General features: G+C 38.1%; 28 protein-coding genes. 12 read left to right on the top strand and 16 right to left on the bottom strand.

All coding sequences use genetic code 11. From position 1 onward, the window contains the following. The first annotated feature begins 38 nt into the window (after positions 1-38). The 4 genes from ACYVM0_RS14555 (at position 39) to ACYVM0_RS14540 (ending at position 4534) form a co-directional block, all read left to right on the top strand. Positions 39-992, top strand: a complete 954-nt coding sequence (locus ACYVM0_RS14555; RefSeq protein WP_430986807.1) for a ribose-phosphate pyrophosphokinase — start codon at positions 39-41, stop codon at positions 990-992. Between the two features lie 130 nt (positions 993-1122). Next, positions 1123-1755, top strand: coding sequence for a 50S ribosomal protein L25 (locus ACYVM0_RS14550; protein ID WP_430986808.1), 633 nt, complete (start codon positions 1123-1125; stop codon positions 1753-1755). Between the two features lie 124 nt (positions 1756-1879). Further along, entirely contained in the window at positions 1880-3745 is a 1866-nt protein-coding gene (gene yidC, locus ACYVM0_RS14545; protein ID WP_460558059.1) for a membrane protein insertase YidC, read from the top strand. Positions 3746-3859: 114 nt separating this feature from the next. Next, entirely contained in the window at positions 3860-4534 is a 675-nt protein-coding gene (locus ACYVM0_RS14540) for a GLPGLI family protein (protein WP_460558058.1), read from the top strand. A gap of 48 nt (positions 4535-4582) precedes the next feature. On the opposite strand, the gene ACYVM0_RS14535 is transcribed toward ACYVM0_RS14540, so the two are convergent. Continuing rightward, positions 4583-4942, bottom strand: coding sequence for a hypothetical protein (locus ACYVM0_RS14535; protein ID WP_460558057.1), 360 nt, complete (start codon positions 4940-4942; stop codon positions 4583-4585). Positions 4943-5099: 157 nt separating this feature from the next. Between ACYVM0_RS14535 and ACYVM0_RS14530 the strand changes: the two genes are divergently transcribed. The 3 genes from ACYVM0_RS14530 to ACYVM0_RS14520 all read left to right on the top strand — a co-directional run bounded on the left by ACYVM0_RS14530 (position 5100) and on the right by ACYVM0_RS14520 (position 8167). Beyond that, positions 5100-6521, top strand: coding sequence for a tetratricopeptide repeat protein (locus ACYVM0_RS14530; RefSeq protein WP_460558056.1), 1422 nt, complete (start codon positions 5100-5102; stop codon positions 6519-6521). Between the two features lie 135 nt (positions 6522-6656). Then, positions 6657-7427, top strand: a complete 771-nt coding sequence (locus ACYVM0_RS14525; protein ID WP_460558055.1) for a phosphosulfolactate synthase — start codon at positions 6657-6659, stop codon at positions 7425-7427. Then, entirely contained in the window at positions 7427-8167 is a 741-nt protein-coding gene (locus ACYVM0_RS14520; protein ID WP_460558054.1) for a shikimate dehydrogenase family protein, read from the top strand. Before ACYVM0_RS14525 ends, ACYVM0_RS14520 begins: the two co-directional genes overlap by 1 nt. 6 nt (positions 8168-8173) lie before the next feature. On the opposite strand, the gene ACYVM0_RS14515 is transcribed toward ACYVM0_RS14520, so the two are convergent. The 5 genes from ACYVM0_RS14515 to ACYVM0_RS14495 form a co-directional block, all read right to left on the bottom strand. Beyond that, positions 8174-8599, bottom strand: a complete 426-nt coding sequence (locus ACYVM0_RS14515) for an acyl-CoA thioesterase (RefSeq protein ID WP_460558053.1) — start codon at positions 8597-8599, stop codon at positions 8174-8176. A 92-nt stretch (positions 8600-8691) separates the two neighbouring features. Next, complete coding sequence (locus ACYVM0_RS14510; RefSeq protein ID WP_460558052.1) at positions 8692-9672, bottom strand: hypothetical protein; 981 nt, start codon at positions 9670-9672, stop codon at positions 8692-8694. A gap of 40 nt (positions 9673-9712) precedes the next feature. Further along, positions 9713-10231, bottom strand: coding sequence for an RNA polymerase sigma factor (locus ACYVM0_RS14505; protein WP_460558051.1), 519 nt, complete (start codon positions 10229-10231; stop codon positions 9713-9715). 110 nt (positions 10232-10341) lie between these two features. After that, positions 10342-10920: a non-canonical purine NTP pyrophosphatase gene (rdgB, locus tag ACYVM0_RS14500; protein ID WP_460558050.1), complete on the bottom strand. Its 579-nt coding sequence runs from the start codon at positions 10918-10920 to the stop codon at positions 10342-10344. Positions 10921-10937: 17 nt separating this feature from the next. Continuing rightward, on the bottom strand, positions 10938-11441 hold the full coding sequence (locus tag ACYVM0_RS14495) for a hypothetical protein (RefSeq protein ID WP_460558049.1): 504 nt from the start codon (positions 11439-11441) through the stop codon (positions 10938-10940). 55 nt (positions 11442-11496) lie between these two features. Here ACYVM0_RS14495 and ACYVM0_RS14490 point away from each other — a divergent pair, with 55 nt between their 5' ends. From ACYVM0_RS14490 to ACYVM0_RS14475, 4 genes are all read left to right on the top strand, one after another. Next, positions 11497-12561 (top strand): branched-chain amino acid aminotransferase, encoded by a 1065-nt coding sequence (locus ACYVM0_RS14490; protein WP_460558048.1) that lies wholly within the window; start codon positions 11497-11499, stop codon positions 12559-12561. A gap of 222 nt (positions 12562-12783) precedes the next feature. Beyond that, positions 12784-13164: a 30S ribosomal protein S12 gene (gene rpsL / locus ACYVM0_RS14485; RefSeq protein WP_430986821.1), complete on the top strand. Its 381-nt coding sequence runs from the start codon at positions 12784-12786 to the stop codon at positions 13162-13164. A 102-nt stretch (positions 13165-13266) separates the two neighbouring features. Beyond that, positions 13267-13734 (top strand): 30S ribosomal protein S7, encoded by a 468-nt coding sequence (gene rpsG, locus ACYVM0_RS14480; RefSeq protein WP_430986822.1) that lies wholly within the window; start codon positions 13267-13269, stop codon positions 13732-13734. A gap of 166 nt (positions 13735-13900) precedes the next feature. Further along, positions 13901-14776 carry a sugar phosphate isomerase/epimerase family protein gene (locus ACYVM0_RS14475; RefSeq protein WP_460558047.1) on the top strand — a complete coding sequence of 292 codons (876 nt, stop codon included), beginning with the start codon at positions 13901-13903 and terminating at the stop codon, positions 14774-14776. A gap of 81 nt (positions 14777-14857) precedes the next feature. Here the strand turns inward: ACYVM0_RS14475 and ACYVM0_RS14470 are convergent, their stop codons facing one another. Genes ACYVM0_RS14470 through ACYVM0_RS14455 form a run of 4 tightly spaced genes read right to left on the bottom strand, consistent with a single transcriptional unit; the run spans position 14858 to position 19313 of the window. Then, positions 14858-15253 carry a VOC family protein gene (locus ACYVM0_RS14470; protein WP_460558046.1) on the bottom strand — a complete coding sequence of 132 codons (396 nt, stop codon included), beginning with the start codon at positions 15251-15253 and terminating at the stop codon, positions 14858-14860. A 3-nt stretch (positions 15254-15256) separates the two neighbouring features. Then, positions 15257-16606: a hypothetical protein gene (locus tag ACYVM0_RS14465; protein ID WP_460558045.1), complete on the bottom strand. Its 1350-nt coding sequence runs from the start codon at positions 16604-16606 to the stop codon at positions 15257-15259. After that, complete coding sequence (locus tag ACYVM0_RS14460) at positions 16607-18640, bottom strand: DUF4836 family protein (RefSeq protein ID WP_460558044.1); 2034 nt, start codon at positions 18638-18640, stop codon at positions 16607-16609. Between the two features lies 1 nt (position 18641). Continuing rightward, the gene (locus ACYVM0_RS14455) at positions 18642-19313 is read right to left on the bottom strand and encodes a hypothetical protein (protein ID WP_460558043.1); all 672 of its coding nucleotides are present in this window, start codon (positions 19311-19313) and stop codon (positions 18642-18644) included. Positions 19314-19595: 282 nt separating this feature from the next. Between ACYVM0_RS14455 and ACYVM0_RS14450 the strand changes: the two genes are divergently transcribed. Continuing rightward, positions 19596-22901 (top strand): TonB-dependent receptor, encoded by a 3306-nt coding sequence (locus tag ACYVM0_RS14450; RefSeq protein ID WP_460558042.1) that lies wholly within the window; start codon positions 19596-19598, stop codon positions 22899-22901. Positions 22902-23049: 148 nt separating this feature from the next. Here ACYVM0_RS14450 and ACYVM0_RS14445 read toward each other — a convergent pair whose 3' ends face one another. The 6 genes from ACYVM0_RS14445 to ACYVM0_RS14420 all read right to left on the bottom strand — a co-directional run bounded on the left by ACYVM0_RS14445 (position 23050) and on the right by ACYVM0_RS14420 (position 26449). Next, the gene (locus ACYVM0_RS14445; RefSeq protein ID WP_460558041.1) at positions 23050-23244 is read right to left on the bottom strand and encodes a hypothetical protein; all 195 of its coding nucleotides are present in this window, start codon (positions 23242-23244) and stop codon (positions 23050-23052) included. A 118-nt stretch (positions 23245-23362) separates the two neighbouring features. Beyond that, positions 23363-24571, bottom strand: a complete 1209-nt coding sequence (locus ACYVM0_RS14440; protein ID WP_460558040.1) for a hypothetical protein — start codon at positions 24569-24571, stop codon at positions 23363-23365. A 4-nt stretch (positions 24572-24575) separates the two neighbouring features. Continuing rightward, a complete protein-coding gene (locus ACYVM0_RS14435; RefSeq protein ID WP_460558039.1) occupies positions 24576-25109 on the bottom strand; it encodes a hypothetical protein in 534 nt (177 codons plus the stop codon). Positions 25110-25121: 12 nt separating this feature from the next. Continuing rightward, positions 25122-25616, bottom strand: a complete 495-nt coding sequence (locus ACYVM0_RS14430) for a lysozyme inhibitor LprI family protein (protein WP_460558038.1) — start codon at positions 25614-25616, stop codon at positions 25122-25124. A gap of 82 nt (positions 25617-25698) precedes the next feature. After that, positions 25699-25887, bottom strand: a complete 189-nt coding sequence (locus tag ACYVM0_RS14425; protein WP_460558037.1) for a hypothetical protein — start codon at positions 25885-25887, stop codon at positions 25699-25701. 34 nt (positions 25888-25921) lie between these two features. Continuing rightward, positions 25922-26449, bottom strand: a complete 528-nt coding sequence (locus ACYVM0_RS14420) for an SIMPL domain-containing protein (protein WP_460558036.1) — start codon at positions 26447-26449, stop codon at positions 25922-25924. Between the last annotated feature and the right edge of the window lie 56 nt (positions 26450-26505).

Here is a 26505-nt window from a genome sequence, read left to right as displayed (position 1 = left end):
TTTTGCGGCATCTTATTTTTATTATCTCAAACAACTATATGGAACCAACAGCAAAAATTTTTTCCGGAACAGGCTCTCAGTACTTAGCCGAAAAAATTGCACAGAAATTTGGCGAACCACTGGGTAAAGTAAATATCCAGCGCTTCAGCGATGGTGAAATTTATGTAGAGTTCCAGGAAAGTATCCGGGGCAAATTTGTGTTTTTAATACAAAGCACCTATGCCCCATCTGACAACCTGATGGAACTGCTGCTGATGATTGATGCCGCCAAAAGGGCATCGGCCTACAAAGTAATTGCTGTAATACCATATTATGGTTTAGCAAGACAAGACCGAAAAGACCGCCCCAGGGTTGCCATCGGTTCAAAATTAGTAGCTAATATGCTTACGGCTGCCGGTGCCGACAGGGTGATCACCATGGATTTACATGCACCGCAGATTCAGGGGTATTTTGATATACCTGTGGATCACCTGGAAGCATCTGCTATATTCATCCCTTACATAGAAAAGCTTAACCTGGCAAACCTCACCTTTGCCGCACCTGATGTAGGCAGCGCTAACCGCATACGTGAAATAGCCTCTTATTTTGAATGCGAAATGGTGATTTGTGATAAACACAGGAAAAGAGCCAATGAAATTGCCAGCATGGTGGTAATTGGAGATGTTGCCGGCAAAGATGTGGTACTGGTGGATGATTTGTGTGATACCGGGGGTACTTTGGTAAAAAGCGCCGCACTAATGAAAGAAAAAGGCGCCAATAGTGTGAGGGCACTTATTACGCACCCGGTACTGAGTGGTAATGCCTACCAGAATATCGAAAACAGTGTGTTAGAAGAATTAGTGGTTTGCGATACTATACCACTGAGAGGCGAGAGTAGCAAAATAAAAGTACTTTCTACAGATGAATTATTTGCAGTAACTATACGTAATGCCTTTGAAAACAAGAGTATTAACAGTCTTTTTATGCGTAGCAGGATGGCAAATAAGAAATAATGGATTCTTGTTTAACGGATAATGAATAATTAGTTTTTAATTTAAAAGCATCAATTATTCATTATCCATTTTTTCATTACTAATTATCCATTATTTGCTTACCTTTGCGCCTCACAAAAAAATCATAATAATGAAATCAATTACAATCGAAGGACAACTGAGGACCGAAAGCGGAAAAAAAGCCACCCGCCAACTTCGCTCTCAGCAACTGGTGCCAGCTGTAATTTATGGTGGTAAAAAAGAGATCAACTTCTCTGCTCCGGCTACTGCTTTTAAAGACATCGTATACACCTCAGAATTTATGTTGACAGAAGTTAAAATAGACGGTGCAACTTACCGTTGTATTTTAAAAGACCTGCAATTCAACAAAGTTACCGACCTGCTTACGCATGTTGACCTTTTAGAACTGGTAGACGACAAAAAAGTAATTGCTACTTTACCTTTAAAATTTACCGGTACACCGGCAGGTGTTAAAGCGGGTGGTAAATTGGTTACTAAAATGAAATCTTTTAAAGTGAAAACTTTACCTAAATACCTGAGAGAATTTATTGAAGTAGACCTTACTAAACTGGAACTTAACGAAAACGTAAGGGTAGAAGATGTGAAACTGGAAAATATCGAAGTTTTAAACTCTCCACGTATTCCAATTGCTTCAGTAACCATGACACGTCAGTTGAAACAGGAAGAGGCCACTGCTCCAAAAGCTGCTGCCGCTGCACCAGCTGCAAAAGCTGCCGCTCCTGCCGCTGCTGCCAAAAAATAAGACCAGACTTTTTAAGAATACAGCCCCTGCCAAAAGCAGGGGCTTTTTTGTAAAAAAGGGGCTAATATCTTAAAGGGCTTAACCCGTAAGTTTCCCTACCTTTGCGCTCTTAAATTATTTTACAATGGGAATGGACAGGAATACGATCATAGGGTTTGTATTAATTGGTGCGTTATTAATAGGCATGTTGTATGTTAATAGCAAAAGCAGCCAGGCATTGCAGGCCCAACAGGCGCAACAAAAAAAGACTGCGGATTCTCTGGCAGCTATTAAGGCCAAGAGCGATACCACAACAATAAAACTGGAAGCAAAAAAACTTGACTCTCTGCAGAATGCAAAAAAACAGTTGCCACAGACTTTTAAAACTGACTCTATTGAGCAGCTTACAACAATTGAAAACGATGTTTTAAGGGTTACGTTTACCAATAAAGGTGCACAACCTAAAACAGTTGAACTGAAGAATTTTAAAACTTTTGATGGCAAACCACTTTACCTGCAATCAGGCGATTTTAATAAGCTCTCCTATGAAATAAATGCCGGCGGCACCAAAAAAACTTCCGATATTCTTTTTACAAAAGGCGGGGTTAAAATTAATGCAGATAGCTCTCAAACTATAACCTATAGCATAAAAGATTCGTCCCAAACTAAAAATGTGCTTACGCATGAATTTACTTTGCCGGCACCTCACAAAGACGGCTACATGCTTGATTTTAATATCACCATGAATGAGGGAGACCAGTTAGTTACACAAAATACTATGAACCTGGTATGGCAAACTGAAATACCGCAGGTTGAAAAAACCATTACCTATGAAAAAACACAGACACATATAAGTTACCTTGAAAATGACAAGTACGACTTTCATCAGTTAGGTAGTGGTGGAAATGAAAAATTAGATAAACAAGTAAGTTGGGTGGCTGTTAATCCCCAATTTTTTGTGGCTACTTTACTGGCAAAAAATAAATTTAATAATGCTGAAATAAGTTGGGTTACACCGGCTGATTCATTGAAGATACTTGCTCAAAGCTCGGCACAATGCAGGGTTAATGTACCAGCTAATGGCATTGTTCCTTTGCAGTTGTATTACGGCCCTAACGATTATAATATCCTGGATAAGTATAATAACGAGATGCACCAGATTACAACTTATGGTAGCGGGCCGTTTTCGTTTGTAAAATATATTAACCGCCATTTTCTTTTGCCGGTTTGGGATTTTATCAGGAGCCATGTAGCCAGCTACGGTATTGTTATTCTGTTACTCACTTTATTAATACGCCTGATCACTTCACCAATACTTTATAAGAGTTATTTAAGCGGTGCCAAAATGAAACTCTTAAAACCCGAGGTAGATGCATTGAAGCTGAAGTTTACTGATAAGAGTGGCACTATGGACCAGCAGGCATTTAGTATGGAACAGATGAAACTGTGGAAATCGGCAGGTGTAAGCCCGCTGGGGGGATGTTTACCGGCACTGTTGCAAATACCGATCTTTATGTCGTTGTATTATTTCTTTCAAAGCAATATTGCGCTGCGTGGACAAAGTTTCTTATGGTCAAAAGATCTTGCAGCATACGATTCTATTGCACACCTGCCTTTTAATATTCCATTTTATGGCGATCATGTAAGCTTGTTCACCATTACAGCTACTCTTACCAGCTTACTCATATCTATTTACAGCATGAGTAATATGCAGGATAATACCAATCCGGTAATGAAGTATATGCCTTATATCTTCCCTGTGCTGTTACTGGGCGTATTCAATAACTTACCATCGGCATTAACCTGGTATTACACCGTTTCTAACACCATTACGCTTTTACTTCAAATCATTATTCAAAAGTATATTATTGATCATGATAAGATACTGGCGCAAATATCCGAAAACCGTAAAAAGCCAGTGAAGCAAAGTAAGCTACAGGAACGGATTGCGGCGATGCAGGAAAGCCAGAAAAAAATGCAGGAACAGAAGAATAAGAACGGCAGAAACTAGAAAGTTAAGTTAAAAGCACCGGCCTGCAACCTATTTACCAGGTTGCAGGTCTTTTTATTTGTGGTTACAATTTCTTTGGCACGGGATTTTATTATCTTTATTAAAACTTATAAAATGAAAAAATTACAAAGGGCAGGATTACTGGTTTTATCACTGGGATTGTCTGTTTTTTCATTTGCACAAAAAACAATTTCTGAAGGAACGATCGTGTATGATATCGTTATTCAGTCGGCCAGCAAAGAACCCCGGATGGCGGATGCATTGGATGGGGGAACCGTTACAGTGTATCTTAAGGGAGCACAGAGCCGTTCAGACATGGTTAGTTCAATAGGTAAGGAATCTACCATTCATGATGCCAAGACAGGTAATGCCGTTATTTTAAAAGAATACAGCAGCCAGAAACTGATGATCACTTTAACAAAGGATAACTGGGCCGAAAAAAATAAAGCCTATAATGATATTAAATTTGATATTACAGACGAAACAAAGATGATAGCAGGGTATACCTGTAAGAAAGCTATTGCAAAAATGCCGAGTGGTAAAACCTTTACAGTATATTATTCGCCTGATGTAACGGTAACCAATAAGGAATATGATGCTACTTTTAAAAACCTGCCAGGGTTAGCTATGCAATATGAATCCGGATCGGCCAGCTATAAGTATACGCTTACCCTATCTAAAATAAATTTTGAACCGGTTGCAGCTTCTAAATTTGATATACCAAAATCGGGTTACAGGGTAATGACTTATGATGAGAATCAGCAGATGAGAAAGGGGGACAATAAATAGCTAAACGGTTGGGCATAAAAAAACCTCTTGGTGAAGAGGTTTCTATTTTTAGTGAGATTTAGTTTTTATCATCAGTTTCATTCCGGTGGCGCCATTGGCTTTAATATCCGGCATCACCACTTTTTGTTTATAAGGAATAATGTAAACTGTATTTCCTTTTTGATATGAAACGAGTGTATTACTGATCATTGAATTATTCAGCGTATGCTGGTTAACTAAAACGCTTCCTGTATATCTTAAACCTGATCTCAGGTTAAGTGAAACAGAATTTCTTAAAGTAGTAGGGGTACTGATATTTAAAGTAACTTTTGCTTTACTTTTTTTCGAAATGCCTCTATCAGCCAAAGCACTTAGTGCCGGGCCCAAAAGCACGACAACTGCAAGTGTTAATTTTGATAATTTTATCATTGGTGATAATTTATGTTACAAATATATTAAAAAATATCGGGTATTTGTATACCGTTCATACATTCTTTTGTCATTTCTTTAACGTTTTACGGAAAAAAAAGTTACAAAAACTTGTATAGTTATTTAAAAGGGGGTAATTTACAATAACTTATACCGTATGAGCAAATATCCTTACCGTCAGGACAGAGATGAGTTAAAAGAGTTATTGCAGCAATACGATAACCTTAAATCAGGAAAACCTAACTCCTTTATCGAGGAGGACTCGTTTGAAAGGTTGATAGACCATTTTGACGAAAAGGAACAATTATCGCTGGCTTTGGAGGTTTCTGAATACGCCATCAGCCAGTATCCCTATTCTTCTACATTACTTTTAAGAAAAGCAGACCTTTTAATAGCATTGCGCCATTATAAGGAAGCGCTGTATATCCTTGACCAGGCAGAATTGCTGGACGGAAAAGATACCGATCTGTATATTTTAAAAACAGATGCTTACCTGGCCTTGGATCAACAGGAAAAAGCAGCAGCTGTTTTAGAAGCGGTAATAGATGATTTTGATGGAGAAGAGAAGATAGATCTGTTATTTGAATTGGCAGATGTATACGATGACTACGAAAATTTTGAAAAAGTTTTTGATTGCCTGAAAATGATCCTGGAGCAGGAGCCTAACAACGAAGAAGCATTGTATAAGATTTGTTTCTGGACTGATTTTACCGGTAGAAATGAAGAGGGCATCAGGCTGCATCAAAAAATAATTGAAGACTTTCCTTTTAATGAACTGGCATGGTTTAACCTTGCTGCCGCTTACCAGGGGTTAAAACTGTATGAAAAGGCAATTGATGCCTATCATTATGCAGTAGCAATTGATGATAAATTTGACTATGCATGGCGTAATATGGGAGATGCTTTTTTACGCCTGAGGAAGTATAAGGAGGCTATTGAGGTACTGGAAAAAGTACTGGAACTGGCAAGGCCCGAAGATGTGATTTACGAGGCTATTGGCCACTGCTACGACAAGATGGGCAATTTTGCACAGGCCCGGTTTAATTATAAAAAAGCTGCACATTTAAATCATAATGACAGCCAGTTGCATTATAAGATAGCCTGCACCTACATGAATGAAAGCAACTGGAGCAGTGCTGTAAAAAACCTGGAAATTGCTTTACGGGTGCACCGCCTGCAACCTGAGTATAACCTTGCTCTAGGGCAATGTTTCATGGAAATGGGCAAGCTGGATGATGCCATCACTTATTTTGGCAATGTGGTAAGGGTTAGGCCAAAAAATTTAAACGGATGGACCGAGTTACTGAAATGCCTCTATAAAGCAGGGCTTTTAGAAGAGGCATTGGAATATGCCGGTTTTGCATACGACCAAACAGACGGGAAAACGATTTTTATTTTCTATAAAAGTGCTATTTTATTTGCGATGGGTAAATCAAAAGAAGCCATACTGCAACTTGAAAACGGGATGGAACGAAGCCCCAAGCTGATAAAAAAAATAATAGAACTCAATCCTTCTATTTTACAAAGCCAGCAAGTGGTGGACGTCCTGGCCAGGTTTAAGAAAAAAAGATCTCATTAATCTTTTACAGCTACAACTCGATAGCACTACTGCAAAACATTTATCCCAAACTGCTTATTGAAAGGGCTTTATTACCATTTCCATTGCCTATTGCCTAATTGTTTTTACATTTGCACCACTTAAAAAACAGCAGGCATGAATTTTAATCTTTCTCAGATTCCCGATAGAAATAAGAAACCCCGTGATCATGGTATTACAATGGTGATGGACAAGGGTTTAAGTATTGAAGAAGCAAAGAACTTTATGAGTGTTTCTCATCCGCATGTGGATGTGGTGAAGCTTGGATTTGGCACTTCTTACGTAACACCTAATTTAAAGGAAAAACTGGAAGTATATCGTTCTTATGATATACCGGTTTACTTTGGCGGTACGCTGTTTGAAGCATTTTTAATCAGGAACCAGTTTGATGATTATATTGAAGTGTGTAAAGAGTTTGGAGTGTCTTATGTAGAGGTTAGCGATGGCTCAATTACTATACCGCATGCTGAAAAATGTGGCTATATAGAAAAACTTACCAAACATTTTACTGTATTAAGTGAAGTAGGTAGTAAGGATGCAGCGCATATTATACCTCCCTATAAATGGATCGAATTGATGAGGGCTGAGCTGGAAGCAGGTTCAACTTATGTAATTGCAGAAGCAAGGGAAGCAGGAAATGTAGGTATATATCGTGGTACCGGTGAAGTAAGGGAAGGGTTGGTACAGGAAATTCTTACACAGATACCGGAAGGAAAAATTCTTTGGGAAGCACCACAAAAAGCCCAGCAATTATACTTTTTAGAATTGATAGGATGTAATGTAAACCTGGGCAATATAGCCCCCAATGAAGTAATACCGCTGGAAACCATGCGTATTGGTTTACGTGGCGATACATTTCATTTATATTTAGATTCAAAAGAATCCTGATGAAAGTGTATGGTATCATAGGGTATCCTTTAGGCCATTCTTTTTCAAAAAAATATTTTACCGAGAAATTTATAGCGGAAGGCATTGCCGATTGTGCTTACGAAGTTTTTCCACTTCAATCAATTGAAGAATTGAGGCCGTTGCTTGTTAAAAATCCTGCACTTTGCGGATTGAATATTACTATACCGCACAAGCAATCTGTATTGGCGTATCTTGATGACAGGCCTCACCTTCCGGCAACATTAAGCGCCTGCAATTGTATCAGGATAAAAGACGGCAAATTATCGGGGTATAATACGGATATCATAGGTTTTGAAAAATCACTTTTGCCGCAGTTAAAAAATTATCATACTCATGCTTTGATATTGGGTAACGGGGGAGCCGCCGAAGCCGTAAAGTTTGTACTCAACAAATTGAATATTGGTTTTAAAGTGGTAAGTCGAAAATTACACGAGGGCTCGGATCTGACCTATGCTGATCTTGATGAAAAAATTATTAATGAACATCTCCTGATCATTAATACAACGCCACTGGGCACGTTCCCTAATGTTGATGAATGCCCTGCAATTCCTTACAACTATTTAACCAGCAAACATTTTTTATACGACCTGGTATATAATCCTTACAAAACCTTATTTCTGCAAAAAGGGGAAGAACATGGAGCCGCTACAAAAAATGGTTATGATATGCTGGTGATACAGGCGGAGGAAAGCTGGAGGATATGGAATGCTGTAGAATAGTTTTTTCTATAAGATTGCTTTCAGTTTTTCAGGAATGCTAATTACTTTTCTAACAGCATAGTCATAACAAACCATTCCTGTTTTAGCCAGTGCCAGCAAAATATTTTTTTCGTTTCTTGTTGCAGATAGTTTATAAAACAATTCAAAACTTACTTTTGATATTTCTCCCGAAGCAATGGTTACTTCAATAATGTCGCCATAAAAAGATTCATTCTTAAACTCAACTGCTAAATCTGCCAGGATTAATCCTGCGCCTTCAATATTTAATTCGGTATAGCCATGCCTGCTCAGCCATTGCATCCTGGCCTCATGGATAATAGCCACAAAGGCATCGTTGCCCAGGTGGCTGCCGTAATTAATATCGGTTATCCTTACCGGGATGGTAATAACTGCAATTGTATTGTCCGGTATCTCTAATTTTATCCTGGCCATTTTTAATTAAAGATAGTATTTACTTTAAAAAGCAGCGCTTCGCATAAAATGCGAAGCGCTGCTTTGAGTACTGAATTTTAAAACGGGCAATGCTATTTATTTCTGTCTTCCAGAATTTTGCTTAATTCTATAATATCCATAAAGTTTGAGAAAGAGGGAGCAACAGTGTTATTGGTCATTTTATCACGCCACTCTGCAAATATCTTTTTCCACCTGGTACTTTCTTCTATGATAACGTCGATATTTTCCTGCGTATCAGGATTGCCTTCTGCTAAATAACCAATAAGGTTAGAAAATTTAGATGAGACCTTTACAGTTTGCCCATCGGCACCGGTTATGCTGAAATAGGTATTAGGTGTATTCATCAACGCAATGTCCATCGGTATTTCGCCTTTGCTGTTTTGCAATTTTTCTCTACTGTCAACACCAGGTGCTTGCGCTAAATCAACAATTTCGTTACCTTTTACATAGTCCTGTATTTTACTGTTAACAGCCTGTTGAATAGTTGATCCTTCAGGTTGATTGTTTGCAATGCCTGTTTTTACAGGATCGGTTTTTGGTGTACCGGCAATAACAGGAGTAGTGGTTTTATTTTCTTTGCTTCCATTTCCGGAATTTGTACCTGCGATATTTACATCTCCCTGTTTTGTGTTTTTTGTGAGTTGTAAAACAGCCAGTAGCAGTATGGCAATTACAGCAGCTGCAGCAACCATCCTTACATAAATTGCCCTCAAGTTTTTGCCTGCAGGAAGGATGGGTATCACTTTAGCTTCTTCTTTATCCATCTCTGCAATGATATTGCTCCATGCTGCAAGGGGGGCTTGCTCAGTATGATTTTTAATTCTTTCAATGTAGCCAGGTGCTGAGGGTTGTGCATCCTCTTTATCCAACGCATTAAAAATATCAGACAGCACTTTTACGGGAGGAGTTGCCTCGTGCGCAAGCATTTTAGTTTTCAGGTCACTGCTAATCGTTTCATCTTGTTTGTCCAGCTCGTTGGTAATATTTACCCAAGCCTGCTCAGGGGGAGCAACTTCATGGTTGAGTATTTTATTTAACCAATTAGAGGTCATGATTTACTTAAATTGAGATTAGGTTTGTTTCGTTTTTATTTTAATTAAGTTCCTGCCTGTTTTGCTCCAACTTTTCTTCCACCATTTTTTTCAGAATTCCTTTGGCCCTTGCTAACTGTGATTTACTGGTACCTTCACTTATGCCTAAGATATCTCCAATGTCTTTATGGGAGTACCCTTCAATCACATACATGTTAAATACCTGTCTATACCCGGGGCTAAGCCCCTGTATCATTTTTATTATGTCTTTCTCAGCAAGGTTATCAAGTGCACTCCAGGAGGGGTCTTCAAGTAGTATTTCCTGCGTTTCAGTTACAGGGAAACTCTTTAGCGATTTTCTGAAATGTTCAATAGAAGTATTTACAAATATCCGGCGTATCCACCCTTCAAACGAACCTTCTCCACGAAACTTGTCCAGGTTCTTAAATATTTTTACAAATCCATCCTGTAAAAGATCCTGGGCATCTTCTGCATCTTTACAATACCTCAGGCAAACCGCATACATTTTAGATGAAAAACGGTGATAGAGTATTTCCTGCATTTTTCTATCCTTGTTCAAACATCCATTAATTAAGTCGGCGTCAGATACATTTAGGTTGCTTTCGGTATTCAATTTTAAATAGGTTGGTTTGGTTGTTTAATAATTTCTAACCTTTTCAGGTATTTATTTTAACGGGAGATTAGAAATTCAACCAGTTTTTCCATTGCTTTCTTTCTGTGGCTGAACAGAGATTTTTCTTCCATCGTCATTTCAGCAAAGGTCTTACTGCTCCCGTCGGGGATAAAGACGGGATCGTACCCAAAACCGTTGCGTCCCTTTCTTTCCGTTGTTATTACACCGGGGCATATGCCTTCAAAAAAGTATTCTTTCTCATTCAGAATGAGGGAAATAATGGTTTTAAAGCGGGCATTCCGGTTGTTTTTGCCGGCCAGGTTTTGTAATAATTTATCAATATTGTTTTCAAAAGACCTGCCTTCTCCGGCATAGCGGGCACTTTTTACCCCGGGTTCGCCATTTAAGGCCTCTACTTCAAGCCCGGTATCTTCGCTAAAACAGTTTTTTTTGGTGAGCCTGTGAATTACGCCTGATTTCTCAGTGGCATTTTCTTCCAGTGTGTCATGTGGTTCAGGAATATCTATATCTATCCCGGCCTCTTTTAAAGTGATAATATTAAACCTGTTGCCCAATACCAATCGTATTTCATCAACTTTATTTTGGTTATTGGTAGCAAATATGAGTGTGTCCATTGATCTTTTGTTTTACATCAGCTGATAGAAAAAATTTGTTTCAGGCAATTCCACAATTTTGTTTTTTCTCCTTTGTCTGCTGCAATAGCAGCAAGCGCAGGGGCGGCCAGGTACACCTGGTTGTTGAATTTTTGAATTTGGTAATGCGGAAATTGCAGTGGTAATTGCAATTGCGAAGGGCTTACTCCAAAGAGCAGTATGGTTGCTGCACCCAATTCTTCCTGAATTTTGCCATAGCTAACAGCCCCGGTTTTTGCAATATTCACCAGTGCCACATCTGCCATAGAAAGTTTGCAGGCATTTAAAATACCCATCAGAAAATTCAATTCTTCATCGGGCAGGTAAATAGTAGTGGTATCATCTGCAATAATGGTTACCTGTTTATGGTTATTGCCCAGGAATGCAATACCTGCCGTTTTTTCAACGGGCTTTTTTGCAATGCCTCCATCTACGTCTACCAATGAATTTTTGAACAGATCCTGTAAAACAATTGCCGGTAGTTGAATATTATCTAAACTCATAAAAGCCTGCTTTATACGCTGTTTTTTTTGTTTCTTTGCTGTAAAATTAATGAATATGACAGCAGCTGCGGATATAAATGTTACAAGGGCAGAACAGAGTAAATTAAAAGATATCAATTTAGAAAATATTCCCTTTGGTAAATATTTTACCGACCATATGCTGGAAGTGGATTATGAGGACGGGGAGTGGAAGAATGCTGAAATTAAGCCCTACCAGCCTTTGTTGCTGGCGCCATCTTTGGCCGCATTACATTACGGACAGGCTATTTTTGAAGGTATCAAAGCTTATAAGAATGCTGCCGGGGAAGCTTTTATCTTCAGGCCTTATGATAATTTCAGGCGTTTTAATATTTCTGCAGAAAGAATTGCTATGCCACAGGTACCGGAAGAGATATTTATGGAAGGCATGCGTATGCTGATAGATATTGACAAGAGCTGGATTCCCGGACAAAAAGACCATTCTTTATACATTCGCCCGTTTATGTTCAGCAGTGACGAAATGATAGGAGTGAGGCCAAGTGAAAAATATAAGTTCCTGATCATTTTAAGCCCCACTGGTCCGTATTATGCTGCGCCAATGCGTATTAATGTGGAAGAGCATTATGTACGTGCAGTGCCCGGAGGTGTGGGCTTTGCAAAAGCAGCCGGTAATTATGCCGGAGCCATGTTTGCTACTGCACAGGCAAGATCAAAAGGATTTGACCAGGTGTTATGGATGGATGCCCTGGAGCATAAATACGTACAGGAGTGCGGCGTAATGAATGTATTCTTTATTATTGGTAATAAAGCCGTTACACCGGATTTAAAAGAAGGTACCATACTGGCCGGGGTAACCAGGGATAGTGTTATCGTGCTTTTAAAAGAAATGGGCTACACTGTTGAGGAGAGGGCCATCAGTATTGATGAAATTACCGAAGCGTATAAGCAAGGCGCTTTAAAAGAAGTGTTTGGAACAGGTACTGCAGCCACTATTTCGATGATAAAGGCCCTGAATTATAAAGATTTTGAAATGATCTTTGATGTGGAGCAATGGAAAGCTGCCCCAGAAGTAAAGAGAAGGATGGATGCGATAAAAGCCGGGGTTGAGGCTGATACACATGGTTGGATGTATAAGATTTAGGATTTTTGATTGCCGATTTCAGATTTGGTATTGCGGATGTTGAGCGATGTTATCTGAACAGGCCGATTTTTCAGGGGTATTATTCGATACTTTTTCACAGAAATTGACGGTTTTTGGCCTTAAACGCATGTTTTTATTAAGACTACAAAAAAATCTTACATCTAAAATCTAAAATCTAAAATTTTCCCCTACCTTTGCCGTCCGAAAAATAAAAGCATTATAATGCCTACAATTCAACAGTTAGTAAGAAAAGGAAGACAAATTATCAAAGCTAAAAGCAAGTCAAGGGCTTTAGATAGTTGTCCTCAGCGCCGTGGAGTATGTACAAGAGTATATACCACAACTCCTAAAAAACCAAACTCAGCTTTACGTAAAGTAGCTAAGGTTCGTTTAACCAACAAAATTGAGGTTATTGCCTACATACCGGGTGAAGGACACAATTTACAGGAGCACAGTATTGTACTGATCCGTGGCGGAAGGGTAAAGGATCTGCCGGGTGTACGTTATCATATCGTACGTGGTAGCCTGGATACTGCCGGTGTAAAAGACCGTAAGCAAAGCCGTAGTAAATATGGTACTAAAAAGGAAAAAGCTAAAAAATAATACCTCTGACCTTGTAAACAGGAGAGGAAAATAAATATTTAAAAAACGGTTGAGTAAAGTTTTAATACTTGAAGAAATTCAGCCTAAAATCAAAATTAAACAATGCGTAAATCACAACCGAAAAAGATACCGTTAGCGCCAGATCCGAAATTTAATGATAAACTGGTAACACGTTTTGTAAACAACTTAATGTGGGCAGGTAAAAAAAGTGGTGCTTATATTATTTTTTATGATGCTTTGGATAAAGTAGCTAAGCAAACCGGTGAAAACGGTTATGAAGTTTGGAAAAAAGCTTTGGCAAACATCACTCCGGGTGTGGAAGTTAGAAGCCGTCGTATTGGTGGTGCAACTTTCCAGATTCCTGCAGAGGTTCGTGCTGACAGAAAGATCTCTTTAAGCATTAAATGGATGGTAAAGTACAGCCGCGACAGGAACGGTCGTAGCATGGCTGATAAATTAGCTAATGAAATTGTAGCAGCAAGTAAAGGTGAAGGTGCTTCTTTTAAAAAGAAAGAAGATACCCATCGTATGGCTGAAGCTAACAAAGCATTCGCTCACTTCAGAATCTAACAAAAGTAAATATACTGGTAAAGCCGTCCCCAACAAGTTGGGGACGGCTTTTTTATTTATTGCCACTGAGGCGCAGAAATACAGGGATAGTTAAAAATTCATAACCTGAATTTTGGCTTTCAATTTTCAGTAACTTTAGTTTTTAACCAAATCATATTGTTGCTGTATGAATACCAGAAGAACCTTTATAAAACAATCCAGCTTATTAACAGCAGGGTTAATGATGAATCCATCAGACCTACTGAAAAAACAGAAAACAGTGGGCATCCAGCTTTACTCGGTACGGGATGAAATTGTGAAAGACCCTAAAGGGGTACTGCAGAAAGTTGCAGCAGCCGGTTATAATGAAGTAGAGATGTACGGGCTAAGTGCCGAAAATAAATTTTATGGCTTAACTGTAAAAGAACTGGCCCTGGTATTAAAAGATAATAATTTGAAAAGCCCGAGCGGCCATTATGCGCCGGAAAAATTTCTTTTTGATAATGGTAATGGCGACGATGTAAAAAACTTTTGTGATGCAGGACATACACTGGGGAATAAATATATCATCATCCCGTATTTAAAGGAAGAGCAAAGAAAAACAATTGACCAGTATAAAGCATTGGCCGAAAGAATTAATAAGGCTGGTGAAATATGCAAAAAGGCAGGTCTTCAGTTAGCGTATCATAACCACGATTTTGAATTTATTGACATCAACGGTGAGCATGGATATGATATCTTTTTAAACAATACGGATAAGGATTTGGTGAAAATGGAAATGGACCTGTATTGGGTAGTAAGGGCAGGCTACAACCCGGTAGAACTATTTAAAAAGCATCCCGGCCGTTTCCCATTCTGGCATGTAAAAGATATGGATAAGGCAGATAAAACCAAAAACACTGAAATAGGCAGCGGTACGGTGGATTTTAAATCGATATTTGCCAATGCAAAACTGGCAGGCGTGCAACATTACATGGTGGAACAGGAAAATAATTATAAGCCGGATATTTTCAGTAGTATAAAAACAAGTTGCAGCTATACAAAAAATACATTGCTGAAATAGTTCTATGTATAGAATTTTAAAATATCGAATACTGGTTGTTGTTAGTGTTAAATGATGGCTGGTATTCGATGTTTTATGTTTCTAAATTTTCTTTGGTTCAATCATATCCCACAAATTGCCATATAGGTCTTCAAAAACAGCTACTGTTCCATAAGGCTCGTCCACCGGTTGACGCACAAAATTGATTCCTTTTTCCGTATAAGCCTTATGGTCTCTCCAAAAATCGTCGGTATATAAAAATAGAAATACTCTTCCGCCTGTTTGATTGCCTACACGGCTTTTTTGCTCTTCCGTAGCAGCTTGTGCCAGCAATAAGCAACATTGTCCATCGCCTTTTGGTGCTACCATCACCCAGCGTTTGGTTTCGCTTAGTTTGGTGTCTTCAATAAGTACAAAGCCCAATTTTTCTGTATAGAATTGTATGGCTTCATCATAGTTGGCAACTACCAAAGCAATGTGTGCAATGTGCTGGTTCATGGTCTATAATTTTAGTATTGGCAAGTCGTTCTTTTGTTTCTTAAACGTGCATTCAAAATAAAGCTGGCCGGGTTGTTTATTTATAGTAAGCTGTACCGATTCCAGGTTAGCGATGGCTTTGGTAATATCGCCAGGTAAATACCGCAGCAGATCTTTTGGGATTTTAGTCAGCATCAGTTTAAAGAAAAGCACAGCCTGGATATTCCTGTCTGTTGATACTGGCTGGTAATTGGCTGCTGTAATATGTAATGTGGTAGAAGATGCTTTACTGCAATACGATTTTACAAATGGCATGCCGGTGAAAAGTTGCCCTGCATCTGTTGGTTCCAGTTTATTATTGTGCTGCCAGTAATTATATATGTTAGTAACGCTATCCCCTGTAATGGCAAAATTAAATGCCGGTTCCTGTACTGTGTTAACCACGGTTTTTTCTACTTTATTAAAATCATCGTCGTATGTGTAGCTGATTGCAGAATCATTTCTTGACAGGATACCTGAGATACCTAGGTTGTAATTTTTATTGGATGGCAGTAATACGGAATCAATATCCTGGTTCAGCGCTTTTGAGATATTGGTTTTATCAGTATTGCTTAACAGGTTGAGTACGGCCTCTGGTGGTTGCGTAAATGCAAGAGTGCAAAGAGAAGTGCTGTTACAATCGAAATTATCCGCACTGAATGTAAATTGTTTTTTTTGTGTTGCTGTGCAAATGAATTCGATTTCATTCTTATCGAAATTACCGGAAATAACAGCTGGCTCTTCTAAAAAATTATTTGCTGCTATGTATACTGCCAAATGACTCTTTGCTGCAATGGCTTTTTCCAGGGTTTGTTTTGCAACATAGTTTTTTTGTACAAAGAGTTCGTTGGCTACCAGTGATAAATTATTGTCGTTTTCCGAAGTAGTATTAGTCAGCAGTATTTTATCTCCGCTCTTAAAAAAAGACAAAGAATAGTCTTTGCTTATGTAACTGTTACTGTCTTTTTTTTCAAAATGATATACCTGTAATCCCTTTGCAAAATCGGTTTCATTTTTTACCTGCAATACTACATACCAGGTATTTAACGGTTGCTCTTTTACATGAAATGCCAAAACATAATCGGGTATCTCTACCATATCCTTCCAGCTTATTTCATCTTTATTGCCGGATGAAAAACTGATCTTCTTCCACTGGCCGGGTGTAGTAATGGTATTCCAGATTATTGTATTGGTAATCCTTTTTACATCAACTGCAATAATACAATCAGCACTGCCTGTAATAACGGCAGTGCTGTAAGTTTTGTAAAATAATTTTATGTAACCTAATACAATTACCGCAATCAACACTACTAATGCCCATCGCTTTTTGTTCATTTAATTTACTGTTTTTTCTTTTTCCTGGTGATCCTTTTCGATGATGCTGTTAATAGCATCCATCATGTTAAAGAAAAACTCAAGGCTGTTGCTATGGTTGCCTTTAATACCCATGGTAGTAGTGCCTTGTATCATGCCATCTTTCATACCGCTTTCCATGGTAAGGTCGCCCATGTTTTCCTTCATATAGTCAGCTATTTTTTTATTCATATCTGTTGTGAACTCGGGGCCTAATTTTTCAATCAGTTTTATAACACTGATCTTTAAAGAGTAGTTATTGTTGAGGATAGAATTTTTTGTTGCTGCGTCAGTAGCAAAAGCGGTATTATTAAGCGTCATATCCACCACTGCTTTAGAAGTGGTTACAATGGCTTTGCCATCTTTCACCATAAAATATAAACTACTGATAGGGTATTTACCTTCTTCAAAAGCCAGTTCGTAATAACCACCTTTATCTTTATAATTATACTTTTCTTTTTCGGCATACTTCAATGGCAGGCGGGCAATCTTTTCCATAAAACCTTCTTTTTTGGTTTCCATGATAAAGGTAAAATCCGGAGAAAGTTCCTGTTTGGTTTTCTTTACTTCTTTTTTATTGAATTCCTTATCATAGTCATAATCGGTATAGGTAACTGTTTTGGCTTTCATGTCGTGCATTACAAATAAATAATTGCCCGGCGTTAATTCTGCTATTCCTTTTTCATCAATCAGTATCTGTAAAAAATCTATATACACATCCACTATAGCTGCATAATCATCAGTACCGGAGATACCGCCGATGTATTTCTTTAAAAGTGTATAGTAATAGTTGGCCATTGCCTCGGTATTAATGCTCATGGAGAAATAACCAATGTTATCAGGGTTTACATAGTTCACTAAAGAAGGATTTTGTTTGCTGTTCATTACTTCATTGCCCATTTTAGCAATTTTAGAATCGGCAGCAAAAGTTTTTTGTTCCATCCTCATTTTGTCTTTATCAAAATAGATGTTTACAGATGATTTAAAACCATCAGTGGTGTCCTTGATGATCTTTGGCATATTATGCAGAAAATAGTAAGAACCCCTGTATAAATAATTCCAGTATTGGCTGGAGATACTTTCGGTATTGATCCACACACTGGCATGTGCCGCAGGGTCGATGATCTTTTTATAAGCCACTTCATTTTCTATTGACGTAATATTGCTGTTAATAGTATTGCTCATTATTTTTTCTGCCACCGCCTGCTGTTTCTTTTTAGCAATCATATCCTGCTGCTGTTCCCACAATTCTCTTTTTATATTGTTGATACTATCCTGGATACGGTAATTATAATTTTCATTTACATAAACTTTTTTGGGAGCAGTTTTTTTAGCCGGTGTTTTACCTTTTGCAGTTGCAGGTTTTTTTGCAGCAGCCATGGGCTTTTTTTGGGTACCTGTAACTTTACCTTTTGCAGCTTTAGGCGGCGGAATGCTGTATGCGTTATCTTCTACTTTAAGTTCTTCAATGGTGGCAACAGCGGTATCAGCTTTTACACTTATCGTGTCGTTGCTGTATAAATGATCGTAATAGCTTTTTTTATGCTGATAAGTGGTGTTTACCACTATCGCCATGGTTTCATTCCAGCCAATATAGGTTTCTGGCGATACCGCTAAAAAATCAAAGCCATCTTTTTTCTCTGTTTTTGCAGCCATGCCTGCTTTGTAGGTGCCTTTGATCAATTGCAAAAACTGCGGTACATTATCCAGGTGCAGCAGGGTTACAAAACTCATAGAAGAATCTTCGGTAGTAATGTACTGGTAAGTATCCTGTTCAAAATTGATACCTATATTCTTCAGCGAAGTCAGCGTATCGATATGCAGCATTTTAAAAAAACTGTGCTTAATAAAATTGTAAGAATCTAATTTTTGTATGGGTACATTTTTACTGAAGTTATCACCTGAGTATTTTATTACTACAGAAGATGATGAAGGCACTTTGGCTAAAAAATTTTGTGCCTGTATTGCAGGCAATACAACACAAAAGAGGGCTACGGCAAGAATGAATTGTTTCATTTTATTTGTTGGTTAAGGTGATTTTATTTTCTACTGATTTTTTTTCTGTGATAATATCCAGTGCATTTTGTTTTAGCATGGTGGCTTTTTTACTGGGCGATATTTGTGTACCCTTGTTGGAGGCCCCAACAACAGTAGCTTCAAATTTATAAATAGAAGTATAGTTGGCTGTTGCAAATACTTCCTTATCAGCATTGCTCAGTTTTTTATAATCGTCCTGTATAGAAAATTTGTTTATCCTGCTGAAGGTATTGGTAGCAGCATCATAGTCATAAGTTTTTTCAACACCTTTCAGTTTGCCGTTTTCTTTATCATATACATTTTTTACGGCGGCATTCAACTGACTTACCTTGCCAAAGTTGCAGCTTAGCGTGGCAATATAATTTTCAAAATCCACACTTGTTTTAACGCCGCTTAACCCGGGTGTTTTTGCCACTGTTTTTTCAATTTCAGTTATCCTGTACCTGATCTCGTTTTTACCAGGCACATTATGCCCGTTAATTGTCTGCATTTTAATAATGGAATTGAGCCTGGTTTTACTCTTGCTTAAGTTAACCACCAATTGAAAATTGCCGGAACCATCATTTTTTAAGAACACCGTTTCAATAATCTCAAAACAACCCTGTAATAAAAAAAGGCAGGAAAACAGCAGCAGGTAGGCAATTCTTTTCATGATACAAAATTAAAAATCGCAACAAAGCTAACTATTTATATTATCCAAAAAATATATCTGGCAAAAAAGAATCGGTTACGTATTACATTTTTAACCATATCAATCGCAAATATTGCAGATATCATATTCGCAGGCACATTTTTTAAGTTTTCATCTTATATATCTTTTATTGAAATACATCGTGCAGGTTTTGGTGTTAAAAACCAATAGCTATTTGTTAACAATTACATAAAGTTCAAACAACGATTTTGACGCATCTTTGCAGCTTAAACAAACTAAAAGATGAGATTAAAATTTTTACTAACATTGTTTTTAGCAAGCGTTCTTTCGTTTGCTTTTGCACAGGAAACCACGTCGGAGATACAAGGTATTGTTACCGATGGCAGCAACGGATTAGGCAATGCCACCATTGTTGCAGTACATACTCCAACGGGTACTAAATACAGTACCACCAGCCGCAGAGACGGCCGTTATAACCTGCCTAACTTACGTGTGGGCGGGCCTTACACCATTACTGTAAGTTTTGTTGGTTTTAAAGCCGAACAGCAGGATAACATTACATTGTTATTGGGCCAGGCTTACAAAGCCGATTTCAAATTGTCTTCTACCTCATCTACATTAGGTGAAGTAGTGGTAGCAACAAAAAGGCAGGATAAAATTTTCAGTAATAACAGAACCGGTAGCCAGGAAGTGATCAACCGCACACAGATTGAGCGCTTACCCACTATCAGCCGTTCATTACAGGATTTTACCAAACTGGAACCTACTTCAAACGGCCTTAGTTTTGGTGGCAGAAGCAACCAGTATAACAACGTAACTGTTGATGGTGCTAACTTCAACAACTCTTTCGGGTTATCGGGTACGTTAGGTGGACAAACAGGTTCTCAGCCCATCAGCCTTGATGCGATTGAGCAGATACAGGTGAACGTTTCTCCTTATGATATCCGCCAGGGTGGATTTACCGGTGCCGGTATCAATACTGTTACACGCAGTGGTACCAACCAGATAAGAGGAACGGTATATACTTATTTGAAAAATGAAAACAACCAGGGTTATAAAGTAGCCAATACACAATTAACTAAAACACCCATCACTTTTAATTTAAGAGGTTTTTCAGTTGGTGGTGCTATCATCAAAAATAAAGTATTCTTTTTTGTAAGTGCTGAACAGGTTAGACAGGAATTACCTGCTACAAGTTATATCGCTTCTGATGCAAGCCATCCACCGGTTAACGGAAGTGTATCACAGGCTAATGCAGATACTTTAGCTAAACTGGCCAGCTTTTTACAAACCAAGTTTGGATACAATGCAGGACCGTTCCAGGGTTACAACCAAAAAACACAGAGTGATAAGATCACTGCTAAAGTAGACTGGAATATCAATGACAAGAATACACTTACTTTAAAATACAATTATCTTAAATCAAGTTCAGACCAGTTTGCAAGTACAAGCAGAAACGGATTTTCAGGATTTGTAACCGGTGGACAGCCTGGTTTTAATTCTATGCCTTTTCAGGGTAGTGGCTATGTAATTAATAACAACTTCAATATTTTTATTGCTGAGTTAAATACAAGGTTCAGTAATAAGATCGTAAATAAATTCCAGGTTGGATTTACACAATTACGTGATTTCCGCAGTACGCAAGGAAATTCTGATCTGCCTTTAGTAGATATTTTATCAGGTGGTAATATCTATACTACTTTTGGTTACGAACCTTTCACTTACAATAACAAACTGAATACAGATAACTTCCAGTTCTCTGATATCCTTACTTTTTACAAAGGAAGCCATGAGATCACTGCAGGTACTCAAAACTCTTTCAAAAAATACCTGAATGGTTTTGCTCCTGCTTACCAGGGGGCTTACCAGTTTGCAAGTCTTACTGATTTTTATAACAGTGTAAACGATGGTACTACTAAAGCACTTCGTTATGCCGTACAGTACTCTGCATTAAAAGATGGTTCTTTCCCTTACGCAAAAGCGGGTTCAAATGATATCAGCGTATTTGTACAGGATAAATGGAGCGTAAAAAAGAATTTCACTTTAACTTATGGTATCAGGTTTGATAATTCTTCTTATACAGGAAGTTTTGACCAGAATCCTGATTTTGCTGCATTAACTTTTGCCAACGGTGCAACATATGATGTGGGTAAAAAACCAAAAAGTGCATTACTGGTTTCTCCACGTTTAGGACTTAACTGGGATGTATTAGGCGATAAGAGTTTACAGGTAAGAGGTGGCGGTGGTATCTTCTCCGGCCCTCCTCCTTTTGTATGGATCAGCAACCAGGCTAGTAACAATGGTGTACAGTTTGGTTCTGTTATTAAAACCGGAGCTACTGCGGTACCATTCAGCACAGATCCTAATATTTACAAACCTACCGCAGGTGCAGCTAATACTGCTTACAGCGTAGCACTTGTAGACAATAAATTCAAATACCCATCTGTAGTAAAAACCAGCCTGGCTATTGATAAAAAATTAAAACACGACTGGATATTGACTTTAGAAGGTACTTATACCAAAGATATCAATGCGGTGTATTATTCTAACGTAAACCTTAATGAAACAGCAGCATTTGCTTTAGCTGGTCCGGATAACAGGTTACGTTATAACACTTCTACCACCACTACATTAAATAACAGCAGCAAGTATTATTTTGCCGGCACTTCAGCAGCTAATCCAAACCTGGGTAATGCGATTTTAATGAAGAACTCAAGCAAAGGATATTCTTCTACCACTACTTTCAGGGTACAAAAAACTATTAAGAGTTTGTACCTGAGTGCAGCTTATACCCATTCAAAAAGTAAGAATACAGCAGAAGGCGGAAGCACTGCAGGTAGCTTATGGAGTGGCAGGGCAGTTTCAGGAACTGATCCTAACGAAGCTAACTTATCAAATGCATCATGGTACCAACCACACCGTGTAGTTGCTTTTGCATCTTACAAATTTAATTATGCAAAATATTTTGCTACCAGCTTTGGTTTGTATTTTGAAGCGGCACCAAACGGTGTAACTTCTTATATCTACAATGGCGATTTAAATGGTGATGGAAATAATAACGATCTTATTTTTATTCCGGCTGCTGCAAACCAGATCACATTGGTGAAATCAGGTTCAGGCGGTTTAGGTACAGGTACAAGTACAGATACACGTACAGCTGCACAGCAATGGGCACAGCTGAATGCGTTTATCAGCCAGGATAACTATTTATCTGCTCACCGCGGAGAAATAGCTAAAGCTAATGCTGTAGTATTACCTTACTTTAAAAAACTGGATGTTAATATTACACAGGATATCTCTATCAGAACAGGTAAGAAAGCTGATGCAGACCGTCATACCTTAAGATTATCTTTAGATATTCTTAACGTGGGTAACCTGCTTAATAAATACTGGGGTATTGTAAAATCTCCAACTGTTACCAACTTCTTACGTTATGAAGGTTTGGGAGCTGATGGTAAAACACCTAGCTTCTCCTTTACACAACAGGATGCAGCTAACCTTACTCCTTACGTAAATAGTTTTGCAAACAGCACCAGCATTGCTTCACGCTGGCAGATGCAGTTTGGTATCCGTTATTTATTTAACTAAGCGCTTAACTACAATAATAAAAAACTGTCCCCATTTACCGGGGACAGTTTTTTTATGCCGTAGTGTTTGCATTTTTTAATTCACTGATCAAAGAAGCCAGGTTTTAAAGCACCCAGGTTTCTGAAACCTGGGTGCTTTAAAAATAGTACTATGTGGCTTTATCTTTTGTATTGCGCACAAGGCCAATGCCTGCAAAAAAGAAAATAGCACCAATAATGCCTGCCACGATAATAGCTTTAACATTCCTGGTGCCCGTGCCGCCATTCATAAAATATACACCTGCATATATAAGGCCGGCAACGCCCAGCAGAGAAAGAATTATACCTAATACCCGCTTTTCCATAACTTGTTTTTTTACAAGGTAGGGTTATAAAACTGTTGAAGGTGGTAATGTGGGAATGATGTAAGGGCTATCCGGAATTGTGTAAGAACATTATTAAGGCAAATAAAGCAGTTTTTTATCAAAGTAAAATACGTTCAAAATAAAGTTCTTCCTCCCGGGAAGGCGCTTCTTTTTTGTAAAACAACCCTATTTCATTATCGTTGACCTCAAAATAATCTACAAAAGAATACCTGTCTATACGGGTATTGGCATTCATTACAAATGACCTGATGGTTCGTTGGTAGCCTGCTTTATCAAATAGCACCAGGCAGGTGGAATCCCATCTTTTATCTACCTGCGTAATAAAATTGCCATTGCGCAGTGGCTTGGGTTTTAAATAGAACCACCTGTTGCCAGGCTCTGTGGTCCACCGTGTATGACCCTGTTTATCCAGTAAAGCAATTTTAGAAACAGAGGCCCAGCTATTTGGTGACAAAGCATAGGTGGAGTCAAAAAAAATCACACGATCACCACTGGTAAGCAATATTTCACGTTTTACTTTTTTATCTTCCGGAATGAATTTTTCTCTTGCTGTAATGGAATAGTGCAGGTCTTTATCACTGCTCACTTCAAGTAATGAATCTGTTTGATAAAAAGGTAAAACCAGTTTTTGCTGATGCAACAGCAGGTGCAAGCTATCGCCTTTGATTGTGAGGCCAGATAAAAAACATTTTTCAAACAATATTTTATTCATCACTTCGCCACCGGCAGCTAATTTTACCAGGTAAGAACCTTTAAAGTCTTCCTGCCTGTGGTCAAGAAAATACGGGTCGGTCAATAAAAAAATATTGCCTTCTTTGCTTACCGTAAAATCGGTAAAGCCACTTTGGTGTGGCAGGTCGTCAATTTTAAACTCCAATTCTAATTCCCAGTTGGAGTTGTATACAAAGCAATTGCGATAAAATTCCCTTTTGGTATATTTTAGATCTTTATCGAGTAAATAATATTTATGGTTAAAAGTTTTAAGTACGGGATTGTCGGCATACCGGGAAAGTATAGTTACAAAACTGATATTGCCATTTTTGTCGATGCGGCTAACGATTAATTCAGATTTGTCTTCATTCTTCTTTTTCCAATAACTGTCGGGCTTATGACTGGTGATGACATAGATATTGGAATCAACACCTTTAATAATGTTTTTAAGCGAATGAAAGAACTGGCGATGCAGGTACCAGGAATTATTGTCTGTTGATTTTATCCAGGTCTGTGCATTACTGTTTTGGTGGCAAAAAAATAAAATGGTAATGCATAAAGCTTTTATGGAGAGTTTATTTTTTTTGTAATGCATATCCTTACATGGGTTTAAGGTGTCCGTAATCGGGGTTCAGTTGCAGCTGTTTAAATTTTTTAAAATATTTTTTCTTTGTCAGTGTCATAATAATTATGCCGTTTCGTCCCTCATGGCCATAGATTGCACTGGCTGCGGGATCGTTGGGGCTTACTAAATAAACCTCCTTAATATAGGTTTGGTTTATCAGTGCTGTCAGCGCCACAATTTTATGGGTTGCTGTTTGGTTATCAATCAAAAAAGGGGTGCCATCAATTACCATCACTGGCTTGCCGTCGCCATATTTACGAGTGCCCAATGAATCAACAATTGCAAAGTTGGTTTTAATCCTGTCGTTGTACAACTGCCGCAGGTAAACATTGGTATCGGCCAGCAACCTGTTTCTTATATTCAGTAATTGCTGATCAAATGGTAATGCTTTTACACTATCCATCCATTTGTTATTTTGCTCCCGGGTAAGAATTAAACCTTTCAATTGGCCGTAAGCCGTTGAAAAAACAAGGTAAAATAAAATGAGCAATGCTGAAGATTTCTTCATCGTGCCGCTTACTTAATTTATAAATGATTCCAGTTTTCTTATTCTATCCAAAGTTTCCTCCGTATAAGCATCATTGGACATTGCATTACAGCCAGAGCCGCCTTCACAATTGATATGTGCTACTTCTACATTGGCATCCCTGGTTTTTATCCATTGGCGTTGCGAATTAATGATAGCGTTTTTAAGGCGTTGGTTCTGATCAATATTTTTGGTGCGGAAATATATTTGATCTTTATCCGGAGTTTTGGAAAGTTTTTTTTCTTTGGCCAATGCAATTTGATCTGCTTTAATCTCTTTGTCAATAGATCTGAGTATGTTTTTGTATAAACGATTTAATAAACTGTCTGCAAACTCTGCTTTAGTACCGGAGCATAAATTTATTTCCACTGTGCCCGTGCCGGTATCGCAGGGGAAAGTATGTGCTTCGTATATGTCTACTACACTGGATTGTGCAGGCGAATGAAAAGGGATGCTGTAAAAGACGAAGAACAGGAGCAGAGATTTCATGGTTATATTTTTACAATACTGCTTAAAGGATGCCGGGAAAGTATTTTTTACACAGTTCATGTAAATCATTCGTTTTGTAATTTTAATTGGATACCTCGTAAATCACGGTGATCTTTTCTTCCAGCTCTGTTTCTTCTACCTGGAATTTATCAAAGGATGTGTTATACCTGATATCTGTATCTCCAACATTTTTCGGCGGTGTAAATCTTACATAACTGATTTCATTTGCAAATACCTGGTTACGGGCATTTTCTTTATATACCTGTTTCACTTTTGTAATGGTCAGGCCCAGTTTTTTAGAAATATTAGCGGCATTGGCTTTGGCATCTTCTATAGCAGACTGTACTAACAGCAGCCGGGTAGATTTTTTCCAGGCTGTCTGAAATACCGGTTTCATAATTGAAATCCAGGTCTTTAAAGTTCCTGCTTTGTATTTCATTGTAAAATGCATCAATCAGTTTATTGTCGAGCCGGAATTCTACTTTTAAAATATTGGTTGCAGTATAGGTTTTTTGTTTCCTGTCTTCATCAAATGAACTGGAAATTCTGTAATCTGAAACTTTGACGGCTTTATTTTGAAAACCCAGTTTTTCCAAAGACCGGGAGAGTAAATCCACTTCTTCATTGAGAATTTTAATAACATTCTTTTCTATGGTGTCTGATTTTTCAATTGTAAGTGTGAATGTAACAATATCAGGCTTCACCTTTATTTTTGCGTTTCCTTCTGCCGTAATTTCTGCCAACTTTTTGTTTTGAGAAAATGCACTATGGCTAAAAAGTGATACTGTAGCCAAAATAATTGCAATGCGGAACGAAATGATATTACTGCTCATAAGGGAAGTTTAGTATAGAGATTCAAATTAATAAATCCTCCATAAAGAAGGCTTAT

Source organism: Ferruginibacter profundus, from assembly GCF_054783275.1.
The sequence above is the reverse complement of the archived record's forward strand: the minus strand, read 5'-3'. Positions and strand labels throughout refer to the sequence as shown.